The organism is Pedobacter sp. MC2016-05, from assembly GCF_026239735.1.
In the GTDB taxonomy this organism is placed as follows: domain Bacteria; phylum Bacteroidota; class Bacteroidia; order Sphingobacteriales; family Sphingobacteriaceae; genus Pedobacter.
In genome coordinates, this window is sequence record NZ_JAPIVT010000027.1 from 1 (window position 1) to 19639 (window position 19639).

The following is a 19639-nucleotide window of genomic DNA, read 5'->3' on the forward strand; positions in this document are numbered from 1 at the left end:
TCACCTAAAAACCATCAGGTGACTTCGCTAGACAAACAGGAGATCAAAATTATTTTGTTAAACCATTCTCAGGCTTCAGTTCTTCCAAAATTGGTGTTGTTAAAGATTTAACTGACTTCTGCATCACATCATTTTTCTGCTCGAAAATAACAATGTCATTTTTTCCAACTTTTAACCAACAACCGGGAACATATAGAGTTTGTTGAGGGCCAACGCTCCAATAACGGCCAATATTTATTCCATTAATAAACACAATGCCTTTGCCAAAAGTGCGCATATCTAAAAATGTGTCTCCCGCTTTAGCTAGCGTAAAATTCCCTTGGTAAATTGCTGGTTTGCCAGCAGTAGCCGTGTTTTTAGCCGATGTGATATTTGGTACCACATCCATAGGCAATTGATACATATCCCAGTTTCCGGTGATGGTTTGGCCATTGATGATTACGGGCGAAACAATTCCCTTAAAGCTGTTCACGATCTTAGCACCGTAGTTGATGCGTCCCATATTCTCCACAATAATATCCAACGTCGCATTAAATGGAATGTCAATTTCGCAGTCGTATTTTTTATAATAACTGTTCAATTCTGCCACTTTCGTCCCATTCACATAAACAATGGCATAATCGCGAAGGCCAGCCAATTCCAATTTGCCGCTAATAGGCTGATTGAATTTTTTACTGTACCAAACGTAACCATTTCCTTGGTTAAGTTCTTCAAATGTTAAGGGCTTATCATCATTAACTGGAGCAATTTTGCTTTTGATATCTTCTAAATCTACTGCCTTGGTTAATACGATATTTGGAATGGCAATAACCGGATTTTTTGCTGGTACCGCTGGAGTTGTTACGCTTTTAAGCATTGAGCGTAAAGTATCGTATTTTTTGGTTGCCCAGCCGGCTTCGCTAATAGGCGCATCATAATCGTAACTGGTTAAATCGGGTTGAATATCATGCTTATTATCATAATTGGCTCCTGAGGTGAAACCAAAATTTGTACCTCCATGAACCATATAATAATTAAAAGAAACACCAGCATCCAAATATTTCTGGGTCTGTTTGGCTGTGCTTTTATAAGAAACTTTTGGAAAAGGTTCTGCCCAATGGTCTAGCCAACCCGGATAAAATTCGGCAACCATGTAAGGGCCTTTGCCTCCATTATATTGATTAACAATTTCTTTCAGCTTAGTGACATCATCTTCACCATTTGCAGTTGGCAAAGCACCGGGTAATGCGCCGCCTTCAAAAAGCCAGCTGCCATCAGAAGTAAAGAAAGGGATATCAAAACCAACGTCTTTCAGTTGCTGAAACACTGCAGCGCTATATTTTTTATGATCCTCGAGACTAATATCTTTCCGTTGCGCTACGTACGATCCAAATTCATTCTCTCCCTGGACCATTACAATTGGTCCACCGTTGCTAACTAAAAGCGGTTTAACCTGACCATATAAGGCTGTAAAATATGCCTTTGTTGCTGCTAAATATTGAGGATTATTACCTCGAATTACCATTCCAGGAACTTTGGTTAGAAACCATGGAAAGCCGCCAAATTCCCATTCGGCACAAACATATGGCCCTGGGCGAAGGATTACAAACAACCCCTCTTCTTCAGCAATTTTGATGTATTCGGCAATGTCTTTGTTTCCCGACTTGAAATCCCAAACGCCAGGAGCAATTTCATGATAATTCCAGAAAACATAGGTTGCTACTGCATTTAAACCCATTGCTTTCATCATTTTCAAACGGTGGCGCCAATAAGGTTTCGGGATTCTAGAATAGTGCATCTCGCCACTATGAATTTGAATTGGCTTTCCATCTAAAAGAAAATTACCATCTGCAATAGCGAAAGTGTGTTTCACAGCTGCCTTTTTAAATTGGGCATTAACTGTTGCCGCAATGCTCAATAACAGTGCAAGCATAAAAATTTTGGATCTCATATGTTTATTAAAGGATTTATTTTACTCGGAATCATCCGAATAACAGGCATATATTTATTTAAAAAATAATTTACTTAGAATCTAAGTTCTCTCAAATAAAGCAATTTTTTGCTCGTTTTTAAAGATTTTTCCCATACAGAAGTCAAACGTTTGATTGCGTTCAACTTCACGGAAACGAATATTTTTTCTATAAATAAGATGCTCAAACCTTTAAATATAAGTGTTTAAGCCATAAAAAGCTAAATTCTAATATTTCGCTTGAAGCGAATTTTCAATCACCTCTTTATAATAATCAACATAATAAGGTAGGATTTTTTTTAAATCAAAATCCTGTGCTCTTGTAAATGCATTTTCCTTAAAATATTTCAGGGTTTCATCATTACTTAAAATGGTTATCGCTTTATTAGCCATATCTTCTACATCACCAACATCGCACATATAGCCACAATAATCATCAATATTTAATTCAGGCAAACCACCAGCATTTGAAGTAATTGCAGGCACTTTGCAAGCCATTGCTTCCAGGGCAGCCAAACCAAAGCTTTCTGATTCCGAAGGCATTAAAAACAAATCAGAAACTGATAGAATTTCTTCAACGGCATCTTGTTTACCCAAGAAACGCACATGATCATCAATACCTAATGATCGGCAAAGCTGTTCATCGTAAGACCTTTCCGGACCGTCGCCAACCATTAATAGTTTTGAAGGAATAACAGCCTGTACTTTTTCAAAAATTCGAATCACATCTGAAGTGCGCTTCACTTTCCGGAAATTTGAAGTATGAATTAAAATACGTTCATTATTGGGCGCAATTGCCTTTTTAAAGTGATCTTTTGCCTGCAGGCTAAAACGACTGAAGTCGATAAAATTCGGAATCACCTTAATTTCTTTTGTGATTTCAAAATGATTATAAGTATCATCTTTTAAATCCTGAGAAACGGTTGTTACACCATCGCTTTGATTGATTGAAAAGGTTACTACAGGCTTATAGGTTGGATCTTTACCTACCAAAGTGATATCAGTACCATGCAAAGTGGTCACAACCGGAATATGAATACCATAACTGGCTAGAATTTGCTTAGCCATAAAAGCTGCAGATGCATGCGGAATGGCGTAATGTACATGCAAGACATCCAACTGCTCAAAACGAACCACATCTACCAGTTTGCTTGCCAAAGCCGATTCATAGGGTGCATAGTCGAAGAGTGGATAATCCCTTACAGAAACCTCATGATAAAAAAGGTTTGCAGAAAAAAAGTCAAGCCTTGCAGGCTGGCTATAGGTAATAAAGTGAACCTGGTGACCCTCGTTGGCGAGTGCTTTTCCAAGCTCCGTTGCAACTACTCCACTACCACCAAAAGTGGGGTAGCAAACAATTCCTATCTTCATCTGTAAATGTGTTGTTAACAACACAAATGTAGCCCATTTTTAGCTGAAATGCATGTCGGGATATTGCAATAAAAATAGTGTTATAGTGATAAGTTTTTGGAGCTTTAGAGAAATAAGTGATAATGCAAGCTTGTTAAGGTGGGCCGCAGATTCGCAGATTTTTTTCATTAAATCTTGAAGGTTAAGAAAAATAGCCGAGTCTTAAAACGGTGGCAGCAAATTCGCAAATTTTGTTTTTAGATAAGAGTATCTCCAAAATCAGCAAGCTAAGACTACTATTTTAAGGTATGCCGTGGATTCGAGGAATATTTATGACTATTTACTACTGATTATTCTTTTGTGTTGAAGAGATTTTTCATTAAAATTAACAATTAAGCCAATCCGCAAATTCGAGATCGCTAGATAATTTAAAACTTCAGCATAATGTCCGTCAACTATTCCACTGCTGGATTTAACCTCAAGAATTATTTTATCATCAATCACAAAATCGGCATAAAATTTATGCTTAAGGATGAGCTCCTTATAATTAACCAAAAATTTTTTTTCCTCTCATAAGAAAATACATCTAGATACTAGCTCATATTCAAATGCATCTTTTATATACTCTTTCGAAAAACCCTTTTCCAAAGATCCGATGAATTTCCATACCAATCCCTATTATTAAATAACATTCTTCTTGAAAAGGATAATCATCTACATTGTAATAGGTGCTCATAATAAATATCCTAAAAAATCTGCGGGTTTTTATATCCTAGTTTGCGTTAATCGCCTTGTATTTGAGTACGAATGTCTTCTACTTTCGCAATTTGTTTATTGTATCGCTCCAAAGCCTTTTGTGCATCATCAGCATCTTCTTTGGCTTTTTTAGTCAATTTTTCAGCAGCTTTTTGATTAACCATCGTCCCAGATCTGTTAATATCTTCACTATGCTTTTCAGAAGAAGCTTTGGCATTTCCATTTGCTTCCAGAAGCTTCAATCGCAATTTCTCTACATCAGCCTCTTCTTCCGCTTCTTTAATTTTAAGCTCTAAAACCTTCATACTCATCTTCAATACCTCAACTCTGGTATTTAAAATCCCTAATGAGTCTTTTGAAAATTTTGCGTTATAGGTTTGCGCCATAGCCGGAATAGATGCAAATCCTAGCAAACCAGCAAATATTAATTTCGACATAACAATCATTTATCGATTGCATATTTCAATCAAAATGCCCAATGCAAAAAAACACCTTCAACCTATAGCTGTGGCATTAAATGAATTATGGAAAAGTTATAGATGCTGATTTTTGAAAAAATTTTTACCCGGAAATTATTTCAGGTTTCTCATTTCCTCTTTAATCACAAGGAAAAGTTCGTTTGGTCTTTGGGTGCCGATGAAATATTCCAGGCCATCCCGATCCGTTAAAACAACGGCATCTTTACCTGAAGAATAAAAGCGAATGGTGCCTTTAGTATGAAGATTATAAACCGGGTTATTAAAAAAATAGCGACTGTAAGTTGCCTTACGAACATCAACAATGCTATTTAAATCAATTTTAACGCGTTTTGTAGTCCAAAGGCCATCTAAGATCATACTGCCATTATCAACTATAATTTTATACTGGATTAAGAAAAGCAGTAACATGGAAACACCGATAATGCCGAAGCCAACCACCAAAAATAAGTCTTGGGTGTTATCGCGATCGCGTTCGTAAACATAAGCTGCAAAACAGAAAGCGGCCATTATTAACCTGATGAAAATGCGAACATAATCACGACCGATATATTGTTTTTCGATGTAGGCGTATTTGCTTTCCACTTATTTTTTTTTGAGTTCGAATATAGCAACTTTTTTTGTTGCTGCTGTTAATTTGTATCGATTATCCTGACGCATACCCACGATCCAAACGATATCGCCATTCCCGTTTATTAAAATCGGTGTGGTGGCTTTTAAATGTATTGGCACCTTTTCATCAATAAAATAATCGCTCACCTTTTTGGGCTGTCGCATACCCAAGGGGATAAACTTATCGCCATTCTGCCAATTTCTTACAATCAGTGGAAAAATTAGTTTATCCGCATTGACAAAGGCTTTGTAATGATCGACTTCGAATTTTATTTCAGAAGAAAACGAAAGTGCTATTTCATCCTTTCCAAATAGGATATTTTGTGTTGATGGGTGAATGAACTGATTGAAGATTGAGTCGACATTCTTTTCGGCGATTACCAGATAATCTCTATTGATAATAGCCTGATGGGTTGAGCTGAAAAAATGCGTACCACTCAATGAATTTAAATGACTTAAAATTTCCTGAACAACCGATTCTGTAAATCCATAAGGCTTTAACAATTCAAAAAATAGCAGCCGCTGCGGATTAAGCTTCACTATTTCATTCATTGCAATGTAAATGCCATCATCTTTCTTCTGAAGAATTTTTGTAGCTAATTTTTCCACCTCTGTATTTAGAAACGCTTCTACTTCGGCAAACCGAACGGCATTCTCTGTAAAGGTTTTTTCCAAATCTGGATTGATCTCTTTAAGTTTCGGAATTACGCCTAACCTAATTTTATTGCGGGTATAGTGTGTACTTTGATTCGAACTGTCCTCAACGAAGTCTAAATGATTTTTGTCGATTATTTCATCAATCTCATTTCGATTTAAAAATAATAAAGGCCTGATTAGATGTTGTCGCTTTGGTAAAATACCGTGCAAGCCACTTATTCCTGTACCACGAGTAAGGTTAATCAGCATGGTTTCTACCGTATCGTTTTGATGGTGTGCCGAAGCAACCAAATCGTAACTGTATTTTATCCTAATTTCTTCGAACCACTGGTAACGTAAATCTCGGGCGGCCATCTGGGTAGAAATTTTATTTTCTGCGGCATATTTTTTGGTATCAAAATGCGTTAGGTAAAAAGGAACATCAAGACTTGCACTAAGCATTTTAACAAAATTTTCATCACGTTGCGCTTCATCACCTCTTAAATTAAAATTACAATGCGCCACACCTATATTAACGCCTATTGCCTTAAACAAATGCAACATTAAAACCGAATCTTTCCCGCCGCTTATGGCTAAAAGAATCTTATCATCCCTGGCAAACAGCTCGTGCTGATTAATAAAATCCTGAAATGGCTTTAAGGGTAACATCCACCAAAAATATTTAATTTTAACTGGTATTCCGAACGTTCGGAACAAAAAACTAACTTTGTAAAGTGCAAAAACTATTTGTCTTTTTATTTTTAATATTCTTTCCGGTATATCTTTTTAGCCAACAAAAGGCAACGAAGATCAAAATTGTTTCGTTTGCGAAAATAAGCGGTGATACAAAAAATAAAATCAGCTACTTACGCTTTCCCATTTTTCAGCAAGATAACGCAACACTAACCTGCGACAGTGCTGTATTTTACAGTGAGAGAAATTATTTCGAAGCTTTTAAAAACGTTCACATTAATCAATTAACAACTGATATCTACTCCGATCAATTGGAATATGATGGAAATAAAAAACAGGCGCACCTAACCGGAAATGTGAGAATGGTTGATCCGACATCGGTTTTAACAACAAATGTTTTGGATTATAATACCTTAAGCAAAATCGGAACCTATACCAGTGGAGGAAAAATAGTGAACGAACAAGTTACCTTAACGAGTAAAAATGGCTACTATTTTAGTACTTCTAGCGATGCTTACTTTCGCTACAATGTAGTTGTAGTTACGCCTCAAGTAACCATTAAATCGGATACATTACGTTATAATACACAAACCAAATGGACATATTTTTACGGCCCTACTAACATTAAAGGAAAAGATGATAACCTTTACACAGAAAATGGCGCCTATAATACGACGACAGAAGATGCTTATTTCGGAAAGAAAAATTTATACACGCAAGGAACAAGATCTTTGAAGGGGGATAGTCTTTATTATTTTGGAAAGATAGGTTACGGGAAAGCTGTTAAAAATATCGTATTCTCTGATACCAAGGACAAAATGAAAATGTTTGGCGATTTAGGCTACTACTACAAAATTGATCAGCGGACACTGGTAACCCGAAATGCATATTTAGGTATTGGCACTGAAGATTCTGTTCTGGTAAAGGGAAAAAAACGCCCGGATAGTTTATGGATGGGTGCCGATACCCTGGAAACCCAAATGGTATTGCAGAAAACGTTAAAGTTGATTCCAAAAATTTCTATCAAAGCAGATAACGAAGTTGGAGAAGACGATGAAGAAGATGGCGCAACTAAAGAAAAGAAAGCAAGCCCTGATCAGCCAACACCAACAAGAAGCACTGATAAAGTAATTGGAGAAAAGGTTAAAAACGATAAAAAAGCCAAAAACAAATCAAAGAGTGAGCCTAGTCAAAATGATGAAAAGAATTTATCCCTCAGTAGATCCACAGACAGTTTAAATATTGATTCTTTAAGTAAAATTCCACCTAAAATAAAGGGGGATAGTACAATAAATCTGCTTAAGGCGAAGGCAGATTCTATTGTTAAAAATCTGCCGAAATTAAAGCAGGATAGCTTAACAAAAAAACTTACTGCAAAGGCTGGCGAGATAAAAAACATTAATCCATTAAAAGTGGATAGTTTATTAAAGCCTGCCTCGAAAGTAGTAACCAAAGATGGTTTAACTAAAAACTTAGCCAGTTTAAAAGGTGCCCTAAAAAACGATACCGCAAAATTCAATCCGGCAGATACCGTTCAGGCCAGGATAATTAAGGCTTATCACGGCGTGAAAATTTTCAAAACAAATATCCAGGCAAAAACGGATAGTTTATTTTATACCAGCGCCGACTCTACCCTTCGTTGTTTTCTAAATCCGATTATTTGGTCAGAAGGATCACAGCAAATTGCAGATACGATTTATGTTCAGTTTAAAAACAAGAAGTTAAACAACCTGCAAGCCATTAAAAATGCTTTCTTAGTAAACACACCAAAAGATTCTTTGCGTTTTAACCAGATAAAAGGCAGATTAATGACTGGCTTTTTTAGAAATGGCAAGCTCAAAACCATGTACGTTGATGGTAATGCTGAAAGTATTTACTACACGCAGGATGATAGCACAAAGGTTTACAAGGAAATGAATCAGACTTTGAGCAGTAGGATTAAATTTATTTTTCAGGATAATGAAAACGACATTGAAGACATTGTTTACATTAAAGGTGTTGAAGGTGCGCTAAACCCAGAAAATAAGGTTGCTAAAGATAACGTGTTAAAAGGCTTTTCATGGAAACCTAAAGAAAGACCAAAAGCTAAGAAAGATGCCGTTGGCTCATCGGGCAAAACGAAATCAAAAAGTAAAACACCTCCCGCTAAAACTAATTTGGCAAGCAAAGGTACCGTTCCAGCTCAAAAAAATATTAACAAGGTTCCTGCTAAAAAGTTAACACTACCCAATGGAAAAGTAAACTTTAATTTGAACAAAAATGTGCCTTTGGCTAACCCTTTAGATACAGTTAATTTCGGGATTAAACCTATTTTGCCGAAAGTCGATACTTTAAAGAAAGCGACAAAGAAGTTGTAAATTAATGCAAACGGCGTTTTACAAGCACCTGGAGCGTCCTTGCGAAAACATTCTCCGATTCTTCATCGGTAATGTTTGTGGCAATCTCTAACATAGCGTAACCTTCCAATCGTCATTGTAGTTCTCTTTTTTTGTTGTTATTTACCTCAATGAGATTGCCACGCCCGATTAAAAATCGGGACTCGCAATGACGTTTAGCTGGCTTTCAAAAACTCAATCATCTTTTTTAGCGCAATGGCTCTATGGCTAATCTTGTTTTTTTTAGCCATATCCATTTCAGCAAAAGTAATAGAATAACCATCAGGTTGAAAAATTGGGTCGTAGCCAAATCCATTTGATCCAGTTAAGTTTTGGGTTATCTTACCTTCAATCGTTCCTTCGAAAATATGATTGACACCATTCAGCATTAAGGAAATAACGGTTTTAAACCTTGCTTTACGATTGTGTTGTCCTTCGAGTTTTTGTAAAACCAGTTGCATATTTTCCAAGCTATCTCTACTCCCACCGTATCTGGCAGAAAAAACACCAGGCTCATTATTTAAAGCTTCAACTTCTAAACCACTGTCATCAGCAAAGCAATCTAAATTAAAATTCTCTACAACATATTTACTCTTTAAACTGGCATTCCCTTCAAATGTGTTAGCAGTTTCGGGTATATCTGTATCACAGCCAATATCATTCAGATTTAAAACCTCATATTCTCCAGCCAACGCCAGCCGGATTTCTTCTGTCTTATGTTGATTATTGGTGGCAAAAACAAGCTTCTTCATGATGTTAGATGGAAAATAGTAAATAAGGTAATGGAACAAACAGATTCTGATATTTAAAATCTATAACTTAATTTTCTGCAAATTTCCCCAAAGTAATTTCTTAGCGGTTAAATCGCTATCCAATTGATGAAGGTTGGGTGCGAAGATGATTTTTGTACTTTCATGCTGAATAATTTCATTCTGCCAAACCAGATTCAGTTTCAGATCAGAAATTTCTACCCCAAACGAAAGCATAATTGCAGGTTTAAAAAACTCATGGAAATCAACATATTCGGTTCCCATATATTGTGCATAATTCACTACCGCAAAGTCTGGCGTACCCAAATCAACTGCCTTAACAATTTTGCGCAGTAATTCCCTTCCTTCAGGAGTGCTTACATCATTCAGTTTATCATTCACCAAAATCAAAACTGACTTTTTGTTTCCGCCCAAAAATTTAAAGGTTTTTGGCGATTTTGGTTCAGCCAAAACACGAGGAATTTCTACTTGAGGGGTGTAGCTTTTGGCAGATTCTTCATTTGTTTCTACTAAAATTGCCTCACTTTTAGGTTGTAAAATTTTTTCTCCAGTTAAATCAGTCTCAGATACAATCGGGTTACTAACAGGCTTTTCGTTATCAACAAGTGCGATTTGAACAGACTCATCCTTCACTAAAAAAATATCTTCAGTAAAAAATAAACGTAAAGCATTCGCATTGTTGGTAAGCTGGTTTTCCATTCGTATTTTTGTAGGATAATAATTTCTGTTAAAATTAGTTAAATATCTTATAATAGCGCCGCTAATTGTTACTTTTATCCCTTAAAATTTATAGAGTGCTCTGCTCAAAAAAGGCTTGTTGCTTATTTATTTTTAGTATTATTTTCGGTTATTCGTTTGCACAAAACGTGGCTGCAATCAATGGTAAATCCATAAGTAGCAAAGAGTTTTTATGGGCTTATAAAAAGAGTCATAATGGTATTTCTAGCACTGATTATGCCAGTTTGGAAAACTATTTGAACTTGTATATAAATTTTAAATTGAAAGTTTTGGATGCCAGAGAAATGGGTTTGGATAAGAATTCCATTTATCAGGAAGAGATTAAAACTTACGAAATTGCACTGGTAGCACATAAAAAGGCTGATGCAAGACATAAGGATCAGGATTTTTTGCTCAATGAATACAAAGAAGGCGTTTTGATGTTTAACATCTCCGAAAAAAAGATATGGAACAAAGCGCAAGACGATGAGCAAGCATTACAGGAATTTTATAATAAAAACCAACAGAATTACAATAAGCCATTGAGTGATGTGAGAGGTCAGGTAATTGCCGACTATCAGCAAAGCCTTGAGGAAAACTGGCTGAAAGGGCTCAGACAAAAACACCAGATTAAGATTAATGAGCAAGAGTTAAGAAAACTCGCAAAACAGTAACTCTATTTTGGTAAAAGATTAGTATTAAATTTGCAAAATATAACACAAAGAATGAAGAAGTTTTTTTTAGTAGCAACAGCATTAATTTGCACACTGTTAAACAGTTATGCCCAACCAGGGAAACATAACATCGATAAAGTTGCTGCTGTGGTAGGTAATAATATTATTTTACTATCAGATTTGAATCAGGAGTATACGCAGTACCTATACCAGGGAAACCCTCCAAATGAAAGCATAAAGTGTAAAATTTTACAAAACACCTTGACTCAGAAACTGCTGAAACAACAGGCAGAAATCGATTCGGTTATGGTAGAAGATGGCCAGGTAGACGATGAGGTTGATAAGCGGATGCGTTCGATGATGCAACGTGCCGGTGGGCAGGAGCGTTTAGAACAATTCTTAAATAAGTCGGTTTTGCAATATAAGGATGAGATGAGACCAACGATTAAAGATGGTTTAATCGCTCAGAAAATGCAAGGTAAAATCACCGAAAATATTAATGTTACGCCAATGGAAGTTGAGAAATACTTCAAATCTTTGGGTGATAGCATTCCAGAATTTAACACGGAAGTTGAAGTTGGAGAGATTATTCTGGATCCAAAATTATCAAGAGCTGAAAAGCAAAGATTTCGGGATAAAATTGAAGCGTTACGTTTAAGAATTAAAGGCGGCGACGATTTTGGAGTTCTGGCTAAAACATATTCTGAAGATCCGGGATCATCTGCAGATGGTGGAGATTTAGGTTTCTTTGATAGAAGTATGATGGCAAAGGAATTTACAGCGTGGGCTTTTAAACTTAAAGCAGGAGAAATTTCTCCGGTATTTGAAACTGAATTTGGTTTCCACATCCTCCAGGTAATTGAGCGTCGTGGTGAGCAGGTTCACGCCCGTCACATCCTGGTAAGACCCGCAACAACACCAGAAAGTTTAACCCGTTTAAAACTTCATGCCGATAGTGTTTACAACAAAATCATCGCTAACAAACTATCATTCGCCGCTGCGGCAAACTTATATTCAGACAATAAAGAATCGAAATATAATGGCGGTATGATGCTGAACGCAGAAAATGTTCAAGCCAGAACTACTTTTATCCCTATTGATAAATTAGATCCATCTGTATTTTTGGTAATCGATACCATGAAAATTGGCGGCATTTCTAAGCCTGATTTATATACTGCAGCTGATGGCAAACAAGGCTATCGCTTACTTTATTTAAAATCTAAAATTCCGCCTCACAAAGCGAACATGGCACAAGATTTTCCAAAAATTAGAGACGCCGCTCAAAGTGATAAAATAAATCGTACTTTAAGCGAATGGTTTGAAAAACGTCGTGAAAGTACTTACATTAAAATCGACGACGAGTTTAATACCTGCGATGAACTAAAAATTTGGACTAAGACCACTACAGCCGCAAAATAACACGAATGCAGTACAAAAACGAAGTAGAAGCCGTTGACGCACTTCATCACACTTTCAACAAAATTAAAACCGAAATTAGTAAGGTTGTTGTTGGACAAGATGATATCATTAAATCAGTTTTAATCGCCATTTTTAGTAACGGACATTGTTTGTTGGTTGGCGTACCCGGATTGGCTAAAACTTTACTCGTTCAAACTGTTGCCTCGGTTTTAGATCTGGATTTCAATAGAATTCAATTCACCCCCGATTTAATGCCAAGTGATATCATTGGCGCAGAGATATTAGGAGAAGACAGGCACTTTAAGTTTATAAAAGGTCCTGTTTTTTCGAATATTATTTTGGCTGATGAGATTAACCGTACTCCGCCGAAAACGCAGGCCGCTCTACTAGAGGCCATGCAGGAGAAATCGGTTACAGCAGCTGGCTTAACCCATACCTTACCAAAGCCATTCTTTGTGTTGGCTACGCAAAACCCAATTGAACAAGAAGGGACTTATCCCCTACCCGAAGCGCAACTCGATCGTTTCATGTTCAATATCCAATTAAATTATCCGGCATTTGCCGATGAGCTTAATATTGTTAAAAATACTACAAGCAATAAAACCATAGCGCTCGAGAAAATTATTCAAGCTGATGATATTCTGTTTTTCCAAAAGCTGATTCGCGATATTCCGGTAACGGATAATGTTTTGGAATATGCGGTAAAGCTGGCTTCTAAAACCAGACCGACTAGTGAGTTTGCGACAGAAGCGGTAAACAAATATATTAGCTGGGGTGCCGGGCCAAGAGCATCACAGTTTTTGGTTTTAGGAGCAAAATGTCATGCGGCTATTTCAGGAAAATATGCTCCAGACATTGAAGATGTTCAAGCGGTAGCAGAACCTATTTTACGCCACCGTATTGTTAGAAATTACCGTGCTGAAGCAGAAGGATTATCAATAGAAAAGATCATAAAAGATTTGTTATAGAATTACAACCCAATTTAGAAACCGTAGCAATCATCATTGTTACGGTTTTTTTGTTTAAAAAATACAATCTCCATATCTAAATGGTATTTTAGTTTTGAATAATAGTACATTATAATGGAGAATTATATAGAATCAATTTGCCCTGCTAGCAGAAACGAATGGCGAGAGTGGTTAATAAAAAACCATCAAACGGCAACATCGATCTGGTTGATTCAATATAAAAAAAGTGCCGACAAACCCACCCTTTCTTGGGTGGAGGCGGTTGAAGAGGCGCTTTGTTTTGGTTGGATCGATAGCATCAGAAAATCAATTGACGAGGAAAGATTCATTCAATTTTTCACCAAGAGAAAACCTAAAAGCGCTTGGTCTAAAATTAATAAAGCAAAGGTTTTAGCATTGATAGATGATGGCTTGATGTCCAAAGCTGGCCATGAAAGTATTGCTCGGGCAAAAGAGAATGGCTCGTGGATAATTCTGGATGAAGTAGAAGAATTAACAATTCCCGAAGAACTGGAGCATGAATTTGAAAAGAAACCAGAGGCAAAAGAATTTTTTCTAGGTTTAAGCAAATCAGTGAGGAAAGCCATTTTACAGTGGATTGCTTTTGCAAAGAGACCTGAAACAAAAGCTAAAAGAATTGTAGAGGTTGTGGAGCTTGCGGAAAGAAAACAAAAACCGAAACAGTTTTAACAGTCGACAGGTCACGAGCTAATTTATATATGTTTGTTCTAAGACCTATATCTTACGCCTATAAATTAATAACAAGGCCTTCTAATATTGTTGTAGATCAATCATCGACTCCTCCTGTCACGATTTTATCTGAGAAAGATAGATTGGAAAAGCAATCAAATAATTTAGCCTACAGCCGATGGTTACTTTATAATTTAGGATAATTGTTCTTATCTTTATGCCAATTAGAAAGCAAAATTTTTCAAATCAAAAATATTTAACATGTCAGCTCACGATTCACACGCACCAGTTCATCAAACAAAAGGCATTTGGGCATTGCCATTAACAGCTTGGATTATTGTTTTAATCCTTCTTGTAGCCTTTACCAGACCAATTTTCGTTCACGCACCAGAAGGATCTGGTCACCATGAAACAGAGAAACCGCATTCAAAAGCAGAAGAGGCTGAATCATCACATCACTAGTATTAAGTTGAAGGTTAAAAGTTTATGCCAGCTAGTTCATATAGCCATAGAAAAAGCGTCCGAGGTTAAATCGAGACGCTTTTTTTGTAGTTCAAATTTTATTTCAACTGCCCCATTAAGTTTGGGAAATCGGTAATTACACCATCAACGCCCAGGCTGATAAAATATTTAATTTCCTTTAAATTATTCACCGTCCACGGAATAATTTTGATGCCCATGGCATGGCAGCGATCTACCAATCCTTTACCTACTAAAACCGAATATGGACTGTAAATGGTAGGCTTGAAGCCTAATTTTTCAATATAATCTTCGAAAGGTTCTTTTTCATCAATCAAAAGCGAAGTTTGTATTTTAGGATATTTCTCATGCAAATACTGGAGCGTTCGCATATCAAAAGACTGAATAATTACCCGTTTCGAAATCTTTTTTGCGTTGACCACTTCCATAATCAATTCTACAAACTCAGCAGGCTCAGGATGAAAATCGTTATCTCCACTTTTAATCGTTTTCGTTTCAATACTATAAACAGGCTTTTTTAACCTTTTTTCTTTCACATAAGTTTCTACCGCGTCAATCGTCTCACTAAGCAAAGGCTTATAGGCTTTAAACTTCACCTGACCGGGAAAACGAGCATGAACTTTACTTCCAACGTCAAACTTCTTCACCTCCTCGTAATCCATTTTGTAAATGTTGTATTTCTTTTGGTCTTTCAAAGAAATCGGTTTACCATTCGGCATTAAAGAAATTTCATTGTTAAAATAGGGTTCCTGAGATAGCACAACTTTTTTATCTTTCGAAATAACGGCATCCATCTCTAAAGTTGTTACCCCTAAATCGAGGGCTTTGAGCATGCCTTCAACTGTATTTTCGGGCATTATTCCACGTGCACCAGCTTTACCCTGCAAATCAAATTTTTGCTTTTGAGCTGAAACCTGTAAAAATGTAAGCGAGAGCAGAAGTATGATCTGTAATCTTTTATTCATGAACTTAAAACGTAAAATGATTTATTATTATATTTTCTGGAGCGCATAAACAGTACTATTTTTAATGTTGTTCCCGCTTTTCGCTTTACTCTCCCGAGAAAACCGGGATTCGTGCCCCCTTCAATCGGGGCTAAAAAGGAAACGAATGTGCAAAGAACAGCTTCAATAGTACATAAAAAAAGGGCTATCTTTTTATGACAGCCCTTGTAATTCACATTGTAAATTTATCGTTCCGCGGGTACAAAAGCCTGAACAATTAAGTTCCAGCTGGCATCTGCAGCTTTTTCATAAACAAAAACGTAGTTAAAACTTTCGCGTAAATCAGCTTTATAATCTATTGTGGCCACGCCGTAAGTATAGGCTAAATCACTTCCAATTGCTTTATCAACACCAGTTGTTTTTAAGTTAATTTTACTAATCATTCCGTTATAAAAAGAAATAATTTTGCCTTTTCCGTTAATGGCTTCGTTACCCGGAAATAACAGACGGGCATCTTCCGTTAAAAAGCCACTAAAAGCGGCAATACTATGTGTTTTCAAAAGGGTGTTCAAAGTTTTTTCAGTTGTAGAAATGATATCCTTTCCAGCCTTTAATTGTTTCTCATTCAAAAATTTTGGTGCTACATGGTCTTTTGGTTCAATAAATTTAGGAGCAGATTTATCTAAAGGTTTATTGCTCGATGTGCCTAAATCAATGGCTAATTTCCATTTGCCATTCTCCGATTTCCAAATGGATAGATACTGACCATATTTTTTCTCCGAACCACTCACCGCGTAAGGGCCGGTAGTAAAACCTAAATCGCCACTACGAGAAACCTTTGCTAAATTTGGTTCCCAGGTAACGGTATTTTCATCCGTTTTCTGTGCATTGTAAAACGTTCTAACATTTACCGGATTCGGTCTGAAAACCAACGCACTTGCTAATGAATACTCCAGATAAGCATCTTTATCTCCATTTTTTGCAATAGATTTTGCGAAATCTTTTTCTGCACTTACTAATGACTTCGTGGTTCCATCATTTTTTTGTGCCCATGCACCAATTGCCAAAAGTGATAATATTGCAGTTGAAAATAATTGTTTCATTATAAATTTTAGATATATGTTTGGCGAATATAGAATTTTTTAGATGCTGTCTTTTCAAAAGTAATTAACAATTACACATTTTATTTTTCACGATAAATCGTTTCCAGAACCGTTTGCCCGGTTGCTTTAAGGGTATTTTTGTCAATATTTGCGAGGTTATCCAATTGGGTGTGCCAATTGATGTAGAAACCACTGTTATCGTTATAGTGAATAATATCAATGGATGGCACTCCGGCTTTGTTCATCCAGAAATGATCATCAACAATTTTACCGCTCGGAATGCGAACAAAGTACGATGAATAACCAATTTCGTTACCAATATCCCAAACCCTGTTCACTACGTCCGGCGCCGCCTGCCTCGAAATTTCATCTTGCGTAAACTGGGCATTCCCACCACCAACCATGTCGAGATTAATCCCGTAACCAGCTTTATAGCCTGCAGCAATCGCATTTTTTGCCCAAAATTGTGAGCCTAAACACCAGGTTACCTCGTCGGGCGTTTCATCATTTGCTTTACCATAGTCTTCCAAATCCCATAATACAAAATCAATACCTACGTTTGGCGATTTTTTCTGAATTTGCCTTGCCATTTCAAGGATCACACCAACACCACTGCCCCCATCATTTGCCGCATCAAAAGGCTTATTGTGATTTGTAGGATTCGAATCCTGATCAGAAAACGGACGGGCATCCCAATGGGCCGTAATTAAAACCCTTGTTTTATTTTCCGGATTAAAACTGGCCAAAATGTTTTTTAACTGAAAGGTCTTGCCATCGTAAGTTTGCGTTTTCTCTCCTTGAATTTTGACCTCTGCGCCAAATGACTTCAATTTATTAACCAAATATTCAGCACATTTTTGGTGTGCCAAAGTACCCGGAATTCTTGGTCCAAAATCAACCTGTGCTTTCACATAAGCATAAGCACTATCTGCATTAAATTCTGGCGAAACTAAAGTTATAGCTGCATTTGTCTTTGAATTGCTAGCCTTATCTGATTTATTTCTACAGGCCTGAAAGCTCAGTAAAGCAATTAGAGGCCAAAATAAAAGTTTTTTATTCATTGTTAATGTTAATTATGAAGGAGATTGCCACGAATATTACCGATGAAAAATCGGAGAATATTCTCGCAAGGACGGAAGAGCGGGGCATCAAAAAAATCGAGTCCATCAATGAGTTCGTCATTGCGAGTCCGGATTTTTCATCTGAACGTGGCAATCTCATTGATGCTTCTGATTATTAAACCACAGGATCCTCACTAAACCTATACCTTACTCCAAGTCGTTCCTTCTTTGCTATCCTTTAGTTGAATCCCCAACTCCTGTAATCCAATTCTAATTTTATCTGAGGTAGCATAATCTTTATTGGCTTTCGCTTCAGTACGAAGATCGATCACCATTTCCAAAACACCATTTAAATCGTTGCTCCCTGCATCTTCGTCTTTTAAGCCTAAAATATCGAAAACAAAATTGTTCACTAATGCTTTCAGTTGCTCCAGAGATTCAGCTGAAATCTTCGCCTTTCCGTCATAAACTGTATTAATAATTCTTACCGCCTCAAACAGCTCTGCAATTAAAATCGGACTATTAAAATCATCATTCATTGCCGCAATGCATTTCTCTTTAAGAGCAACAATATCGAAATCATTTTGATCAGAAACGGCTAATTTATCCAACAAACTCACGGCAGCCATCAGCCTGCGGAAACCTTTTTCAGAAGCATCAAGCGCATCATTAGAAAAATCTAAAGTACTGCGATAGTGTGCCTGAAGCATAAAAAACTTAACCGTCATTGGGCTATAACCTTTTCGCAAAAGCGGATGGGCACCGGTAAATAATTCTAGCGGAAGGAAACCATTGCCAGCAGATTTAGACATTCGCGTTCCATTTACGGTAAGCATATTGGTGTGCATCCAATAACGGGCAGGTTGTTTGTGACTGCAAGCTTCAGATTGAGCAATTTCATTGGTGTGGTGCGTAGCGGCTAAATCCATCCCTCCTCCGTGAATATCAAATTCATCGCCCAGGTATTTTGCGCTCATGGCAGAACATTCGATATGCCAACCCGGAAAACCTAATCCCCAAGGCGATTGCCACTGCATTAAAGTTTCAGGCTTCGCTTTAATCCATAAGGCAAAATCCAAACGCCCACGTTTCTCATCTTGTCCGCCTAGCTCGCGGGTATTATTCAACATATCCTCTAAATTGCGATTGGTGAGGATAGTATAATTATATTCTTCGCTGTATTTTTCTACATCAAAATAAACATTTCCACCCACCTCATAACCATAGCCATTGGCGATAATTACTTTGATCATTTCAATTTGTTCGATAATGTGGCCAGTGGCTGTTGGTTCGATGCTCGGTGGCAAGGTATTAAACATCCGTAACACATCATGAAAGCCCAGAGTGTACTTTTGTACAATTTCCATAGGCTCTAACTGTTCCAGCTTTGCACGTTTTGCAAACTTATCATCTCCTTCATCCCTATCTCCCTCAAGGTGCCCTGCATCGGTTATATTACGCACATAACGAACCTTAAAACCTAAATATTTCAGGTATCTGAAAATCAAATCAAAGGAAATAAATGTACGGCAATTGCCCAAATGCACATCGCTGTATACGGTAGGTCCGCAAACATACATGCCCACATGAGCAGCGTTTAACGGTTGAAAAAGTTCTTTTTTACGCGAAAGGGTATTGTAAAGCTGTAAGCCAGTATTCATACTGCAAATGTAATATTTACCAGCGTAAAGTTTTAGGAATGCTTCATTGTTTAACTGACCAATGAGATAATTGACAATTCTTAAATCAAAAAGAGCATTTTTTTGGAAAGGTACTGTAGTGCTATTCGGGTAATGCAGTCCGCCTTTCCCTGCCCGACGGGCAGGCGGGAGCTAAATCCCCGATGAAGAAAGAATCGGGGGATACCGCGTCAATGCGGTTTAGAAACCAAGTTTTGAGCCATTACTCATTCTACTAAGTACAACTGCTGTGGCTATATCAATTTTTTTAGTCGATCGTCATTCCCT

General features: G+C 37.0%; 20 protein-coding genes. 7 read left to right on the plus strand and 13 right to left on the minus strand.

Annotated features, from left to right (window positions below):
• Nucleotides 1-49 precede the first annotated feature (49 nt).
• From OQZ33_RS22310 to tilS, 7 genes are all read right to left on the minus strand, one after another.
• Nucleotides 50-1930 (minus strand): glycoside hydrolase family 35 protein, encoded by a 1881-nt coding sequence (locus tag OQZ33_RS22310; RefSeq protein WP_265801717.1) that lies wholly within the window; start codon nt 1928-1930, stop codon nt 50-52.
• Nucleotides 1931-2176: 246 nt separating this feature from the next.
• A complete protein-coding gene (gene bshA, locus OQZ33_RS22315; protein ID WP_265801719.1) occupies nt 2177-3319 on the minus strand; it encodes an N-acetyl-alpha-D-glucosaminyl L-malate synthase BshA in 1143 nt (380 codons plus the stop codon).
• 315 nt (nt 3320-3634) lie between these two features.
• Complete coding sequence (locus tag OQZ33_RS24615; RefSeq protein ID WP_416338773.1) at nt 3635-3853, minus strand: GxxExxY protein; 219 nt, start codon at nt 3851-3853, stop codon at nt 3635-3637.
• Between the two features lie 49 nt (nt 3854-3902).
• A complete protein-coding gene (locus tag OQZ33_RS24620) occupies nt 3903-4034 on the minus strand; it encodes a GxxExxY protein (RefSeq protein ID WP_416338774.1) in 132 nt (43 codons plus the stop codon).
• Nucleotides 4035-4080: 46 nt separating this feature from the next.
• A complete protein-coding gene (locus tag OQZ33_RS22320; RefSeq protein ID WP_265801720.1) occupies nt 4081-4491 on the minus strand; it encodes a hypothetical protein in 411 nt (136 codons plus the stop codon).
• A 135-nt stretch (nt 4492-4626) separates the two neighbouring features.
• Entirely contained in the window at nt 4627-5115 is a 489-nt protein-coding gene (locus OQZ33_RS22325) for a hypothetical protein (RefSeq protein WP_010601266.1), read from the minus strand.
• Nucleotides 5116-6447: a tRNA lysidine(34) synthetase TilS gene (tilS, locus tag OQZ33_RS22330; RefSeq protein WP_265801721.1), complete on the minus strand. Its 1332-nt coding sequence runs from the start codon at nt 6445-6447 to the stop codon at nt 5116-5118. It abuts the gene before it with no gap.
• Nucleotides 6448-6512: 65 nt separating this feature from the next.
• Here tilS and OQZ33_RS22335 point away from each other — a divergent pair, with 65 nt between their 5' ends.
• Nucleotides 6513-8828, plus strand: coding sequence for an OstA-like protein (locus OQZ33_RS22335; RefSeq protein WP_265801722.1), 2316 nt, complete (start codon nt 6513-6515; stop codon nt 8826-8828).
• A gap of 194 nt (nt 8829-9022) precedes the next feature.
• On the opposite strand, the gene OQZ33_RS22340 is transcribed toward OQZ33_RS22335, so the two are convergent.
• A complete protein-coding gene (locus OQZ33_RS22340) occupies nt 9023-9598 on the minus strand; it encodes a non-canonical purine NTP diphosphatase (protein WP_265801723.1) in 576 nt (191 codons plus the stop codon).
• A 60-nt stretch (nt 9599-9658) separates the two neighbouring features.
• Nucleotides 9659-10315: a hypothetical protein gene (locus OQZ33_RS22345; RefSeq protein ID WP_265801724.1), complete on the minus strand. Its 657-nt coding sequence runs from the start codon at nt 10313-10315 to the stop codon at nt 9659-9661.
• 167 nt (nt 10316-10482) lie between these two features.
• Between OQZ33_RS22345 and OQZ33_RS22350 the strand changes: the two genes are divergently transcribed.
• The 5 genes from OQZ33_RS22350 (at nt 10483) to OQZ33_RS22370 (ending at nt 14546) form a co-directional block, all read left to right on the plus strand.
• Entirely contained in the window at nt 10483-11007 is a 525-nt protein-coding gene (locus OQZ33_RS22350; RefSeq protein WP_265801725.1) for a hypothetical protein, read from the plus strand.
• Nucleotides 11008-11058: 51 nt separating this feature from the next.
• Nucleotides 11059-12426 carry a peptidylprolyl isomerase gene (locus OQZ33_RS22355; RefSeq protein WP_056848484.1) on the plus strand — a complete coding sequence of 456 codons (1368 nt, stop codon included), beginning with the start codon at nt 11059-11061 and terminating at the stop codon, nt 12424-12426.
• Nucleotides 12427-12431: 5 nt separating this feature from the next.
• Nucleotides 12432-13394 (plus strand): AAA family ATPase, encoded by a 963-nt coding sequence (locus OQZ33_RS22360; protein WP_265801726.1) that lies wholly within the window; start codon nt 12432-12434, stop codon nt 13392-13394.
• Between the two features lie 114 nt (nt 13395-13508).
• Complete coding sequence (locus OQZ33_RS22365) at nt 13509-14084, plus strand: YdeI/OmpD-associated family protein (protein ID WP_265801727.1); 576 nt, start codon at nt 13509-13511, stop codon at nt 14082-14084.
• A 261-nt stretch (nt 14085-14345) separates the two neighbouring features.
• Entirely contained in the window at nt 14346-14546 is a 201-nt protein-coding gene (locus tag OQZ33_RS22370; protein ID WP_056848482.1) for a hypothetical protein, read from the plus strand.
• A 98-nt stretch (nt 14547-14644) separates the two neighbouring features.
• Here OQZ33_RS22370 and OQZ33_RS22375 read toward each other — a convergent pair whose 3' ends face one another.
• The 3 genes from OQZ33_RS22375 to OQZ33_RS22385 form a co-directional block, all read right to left on the minus strand.
• A complete protein-coding gene (locus OQZ33_RS22375) occupies nt 14645-15529 on the minus strand; it encodes a glycerophosphodiester phosphodiesterase family protein (RefSeq protein ID WP_265801729.1) in 885 nt (294 codons plus the stop codon).
• 224 nt (nt 15530-15753) lie between these two features.
• Nucleotides 15754-16611 carry a nuclear transport factor 2 family protein gene (locus OQZ33_RS22380; protein WP_265801730.1) on the minus strand — a complete coding sequence of 286 codons (858 nt, stop codon included), beginning with the start codon at nt 16609-16611 and terminating at the stop codon, nt 15754-15756.
• Nucleotides 16612-16691: 80 nt separating this feature from the next.
• Entirely contained in the window at nt 16692-17672 is a 981-nt protein-coding gene (locus OQZ33_RS22385; RefSeq protein WP_265801731.1) for a M28 family peptidase, read from the minus strand.
• A 14-nt stretch (nt 17673-17686) separates the two neighbouring features.
• On the opposite strand from OQZ33_RS22385, the gene OQZ33_RS22390 reads away from it, so the two are divergent.
• A complete protein-coding gene (locus tag OQZ33_RS22390) occupies nt 17687-17851 on the plus strand; it encodes a hypothetical protein (protein ID WP_265801732.1) in 165 nt (54 codons plus the stop codon).
• 21 nt (nt 17852-17872) lie between these two features.
• Here OQZ33_RS22390 and cysS read toward each other — a convergent pair whose 3' ends face one another.
• Entirely contained in the window at nt 17873-19333 is a 1461-nt protein-coding gene (gene cysS / locus OQZ33_RS22395) for a cysteine--tRNA ligase (protein ID WP_265801734.1), read from the minus strand.
• Nucleotides 19334-19639 lie beyond the last annotated feature (306 nt).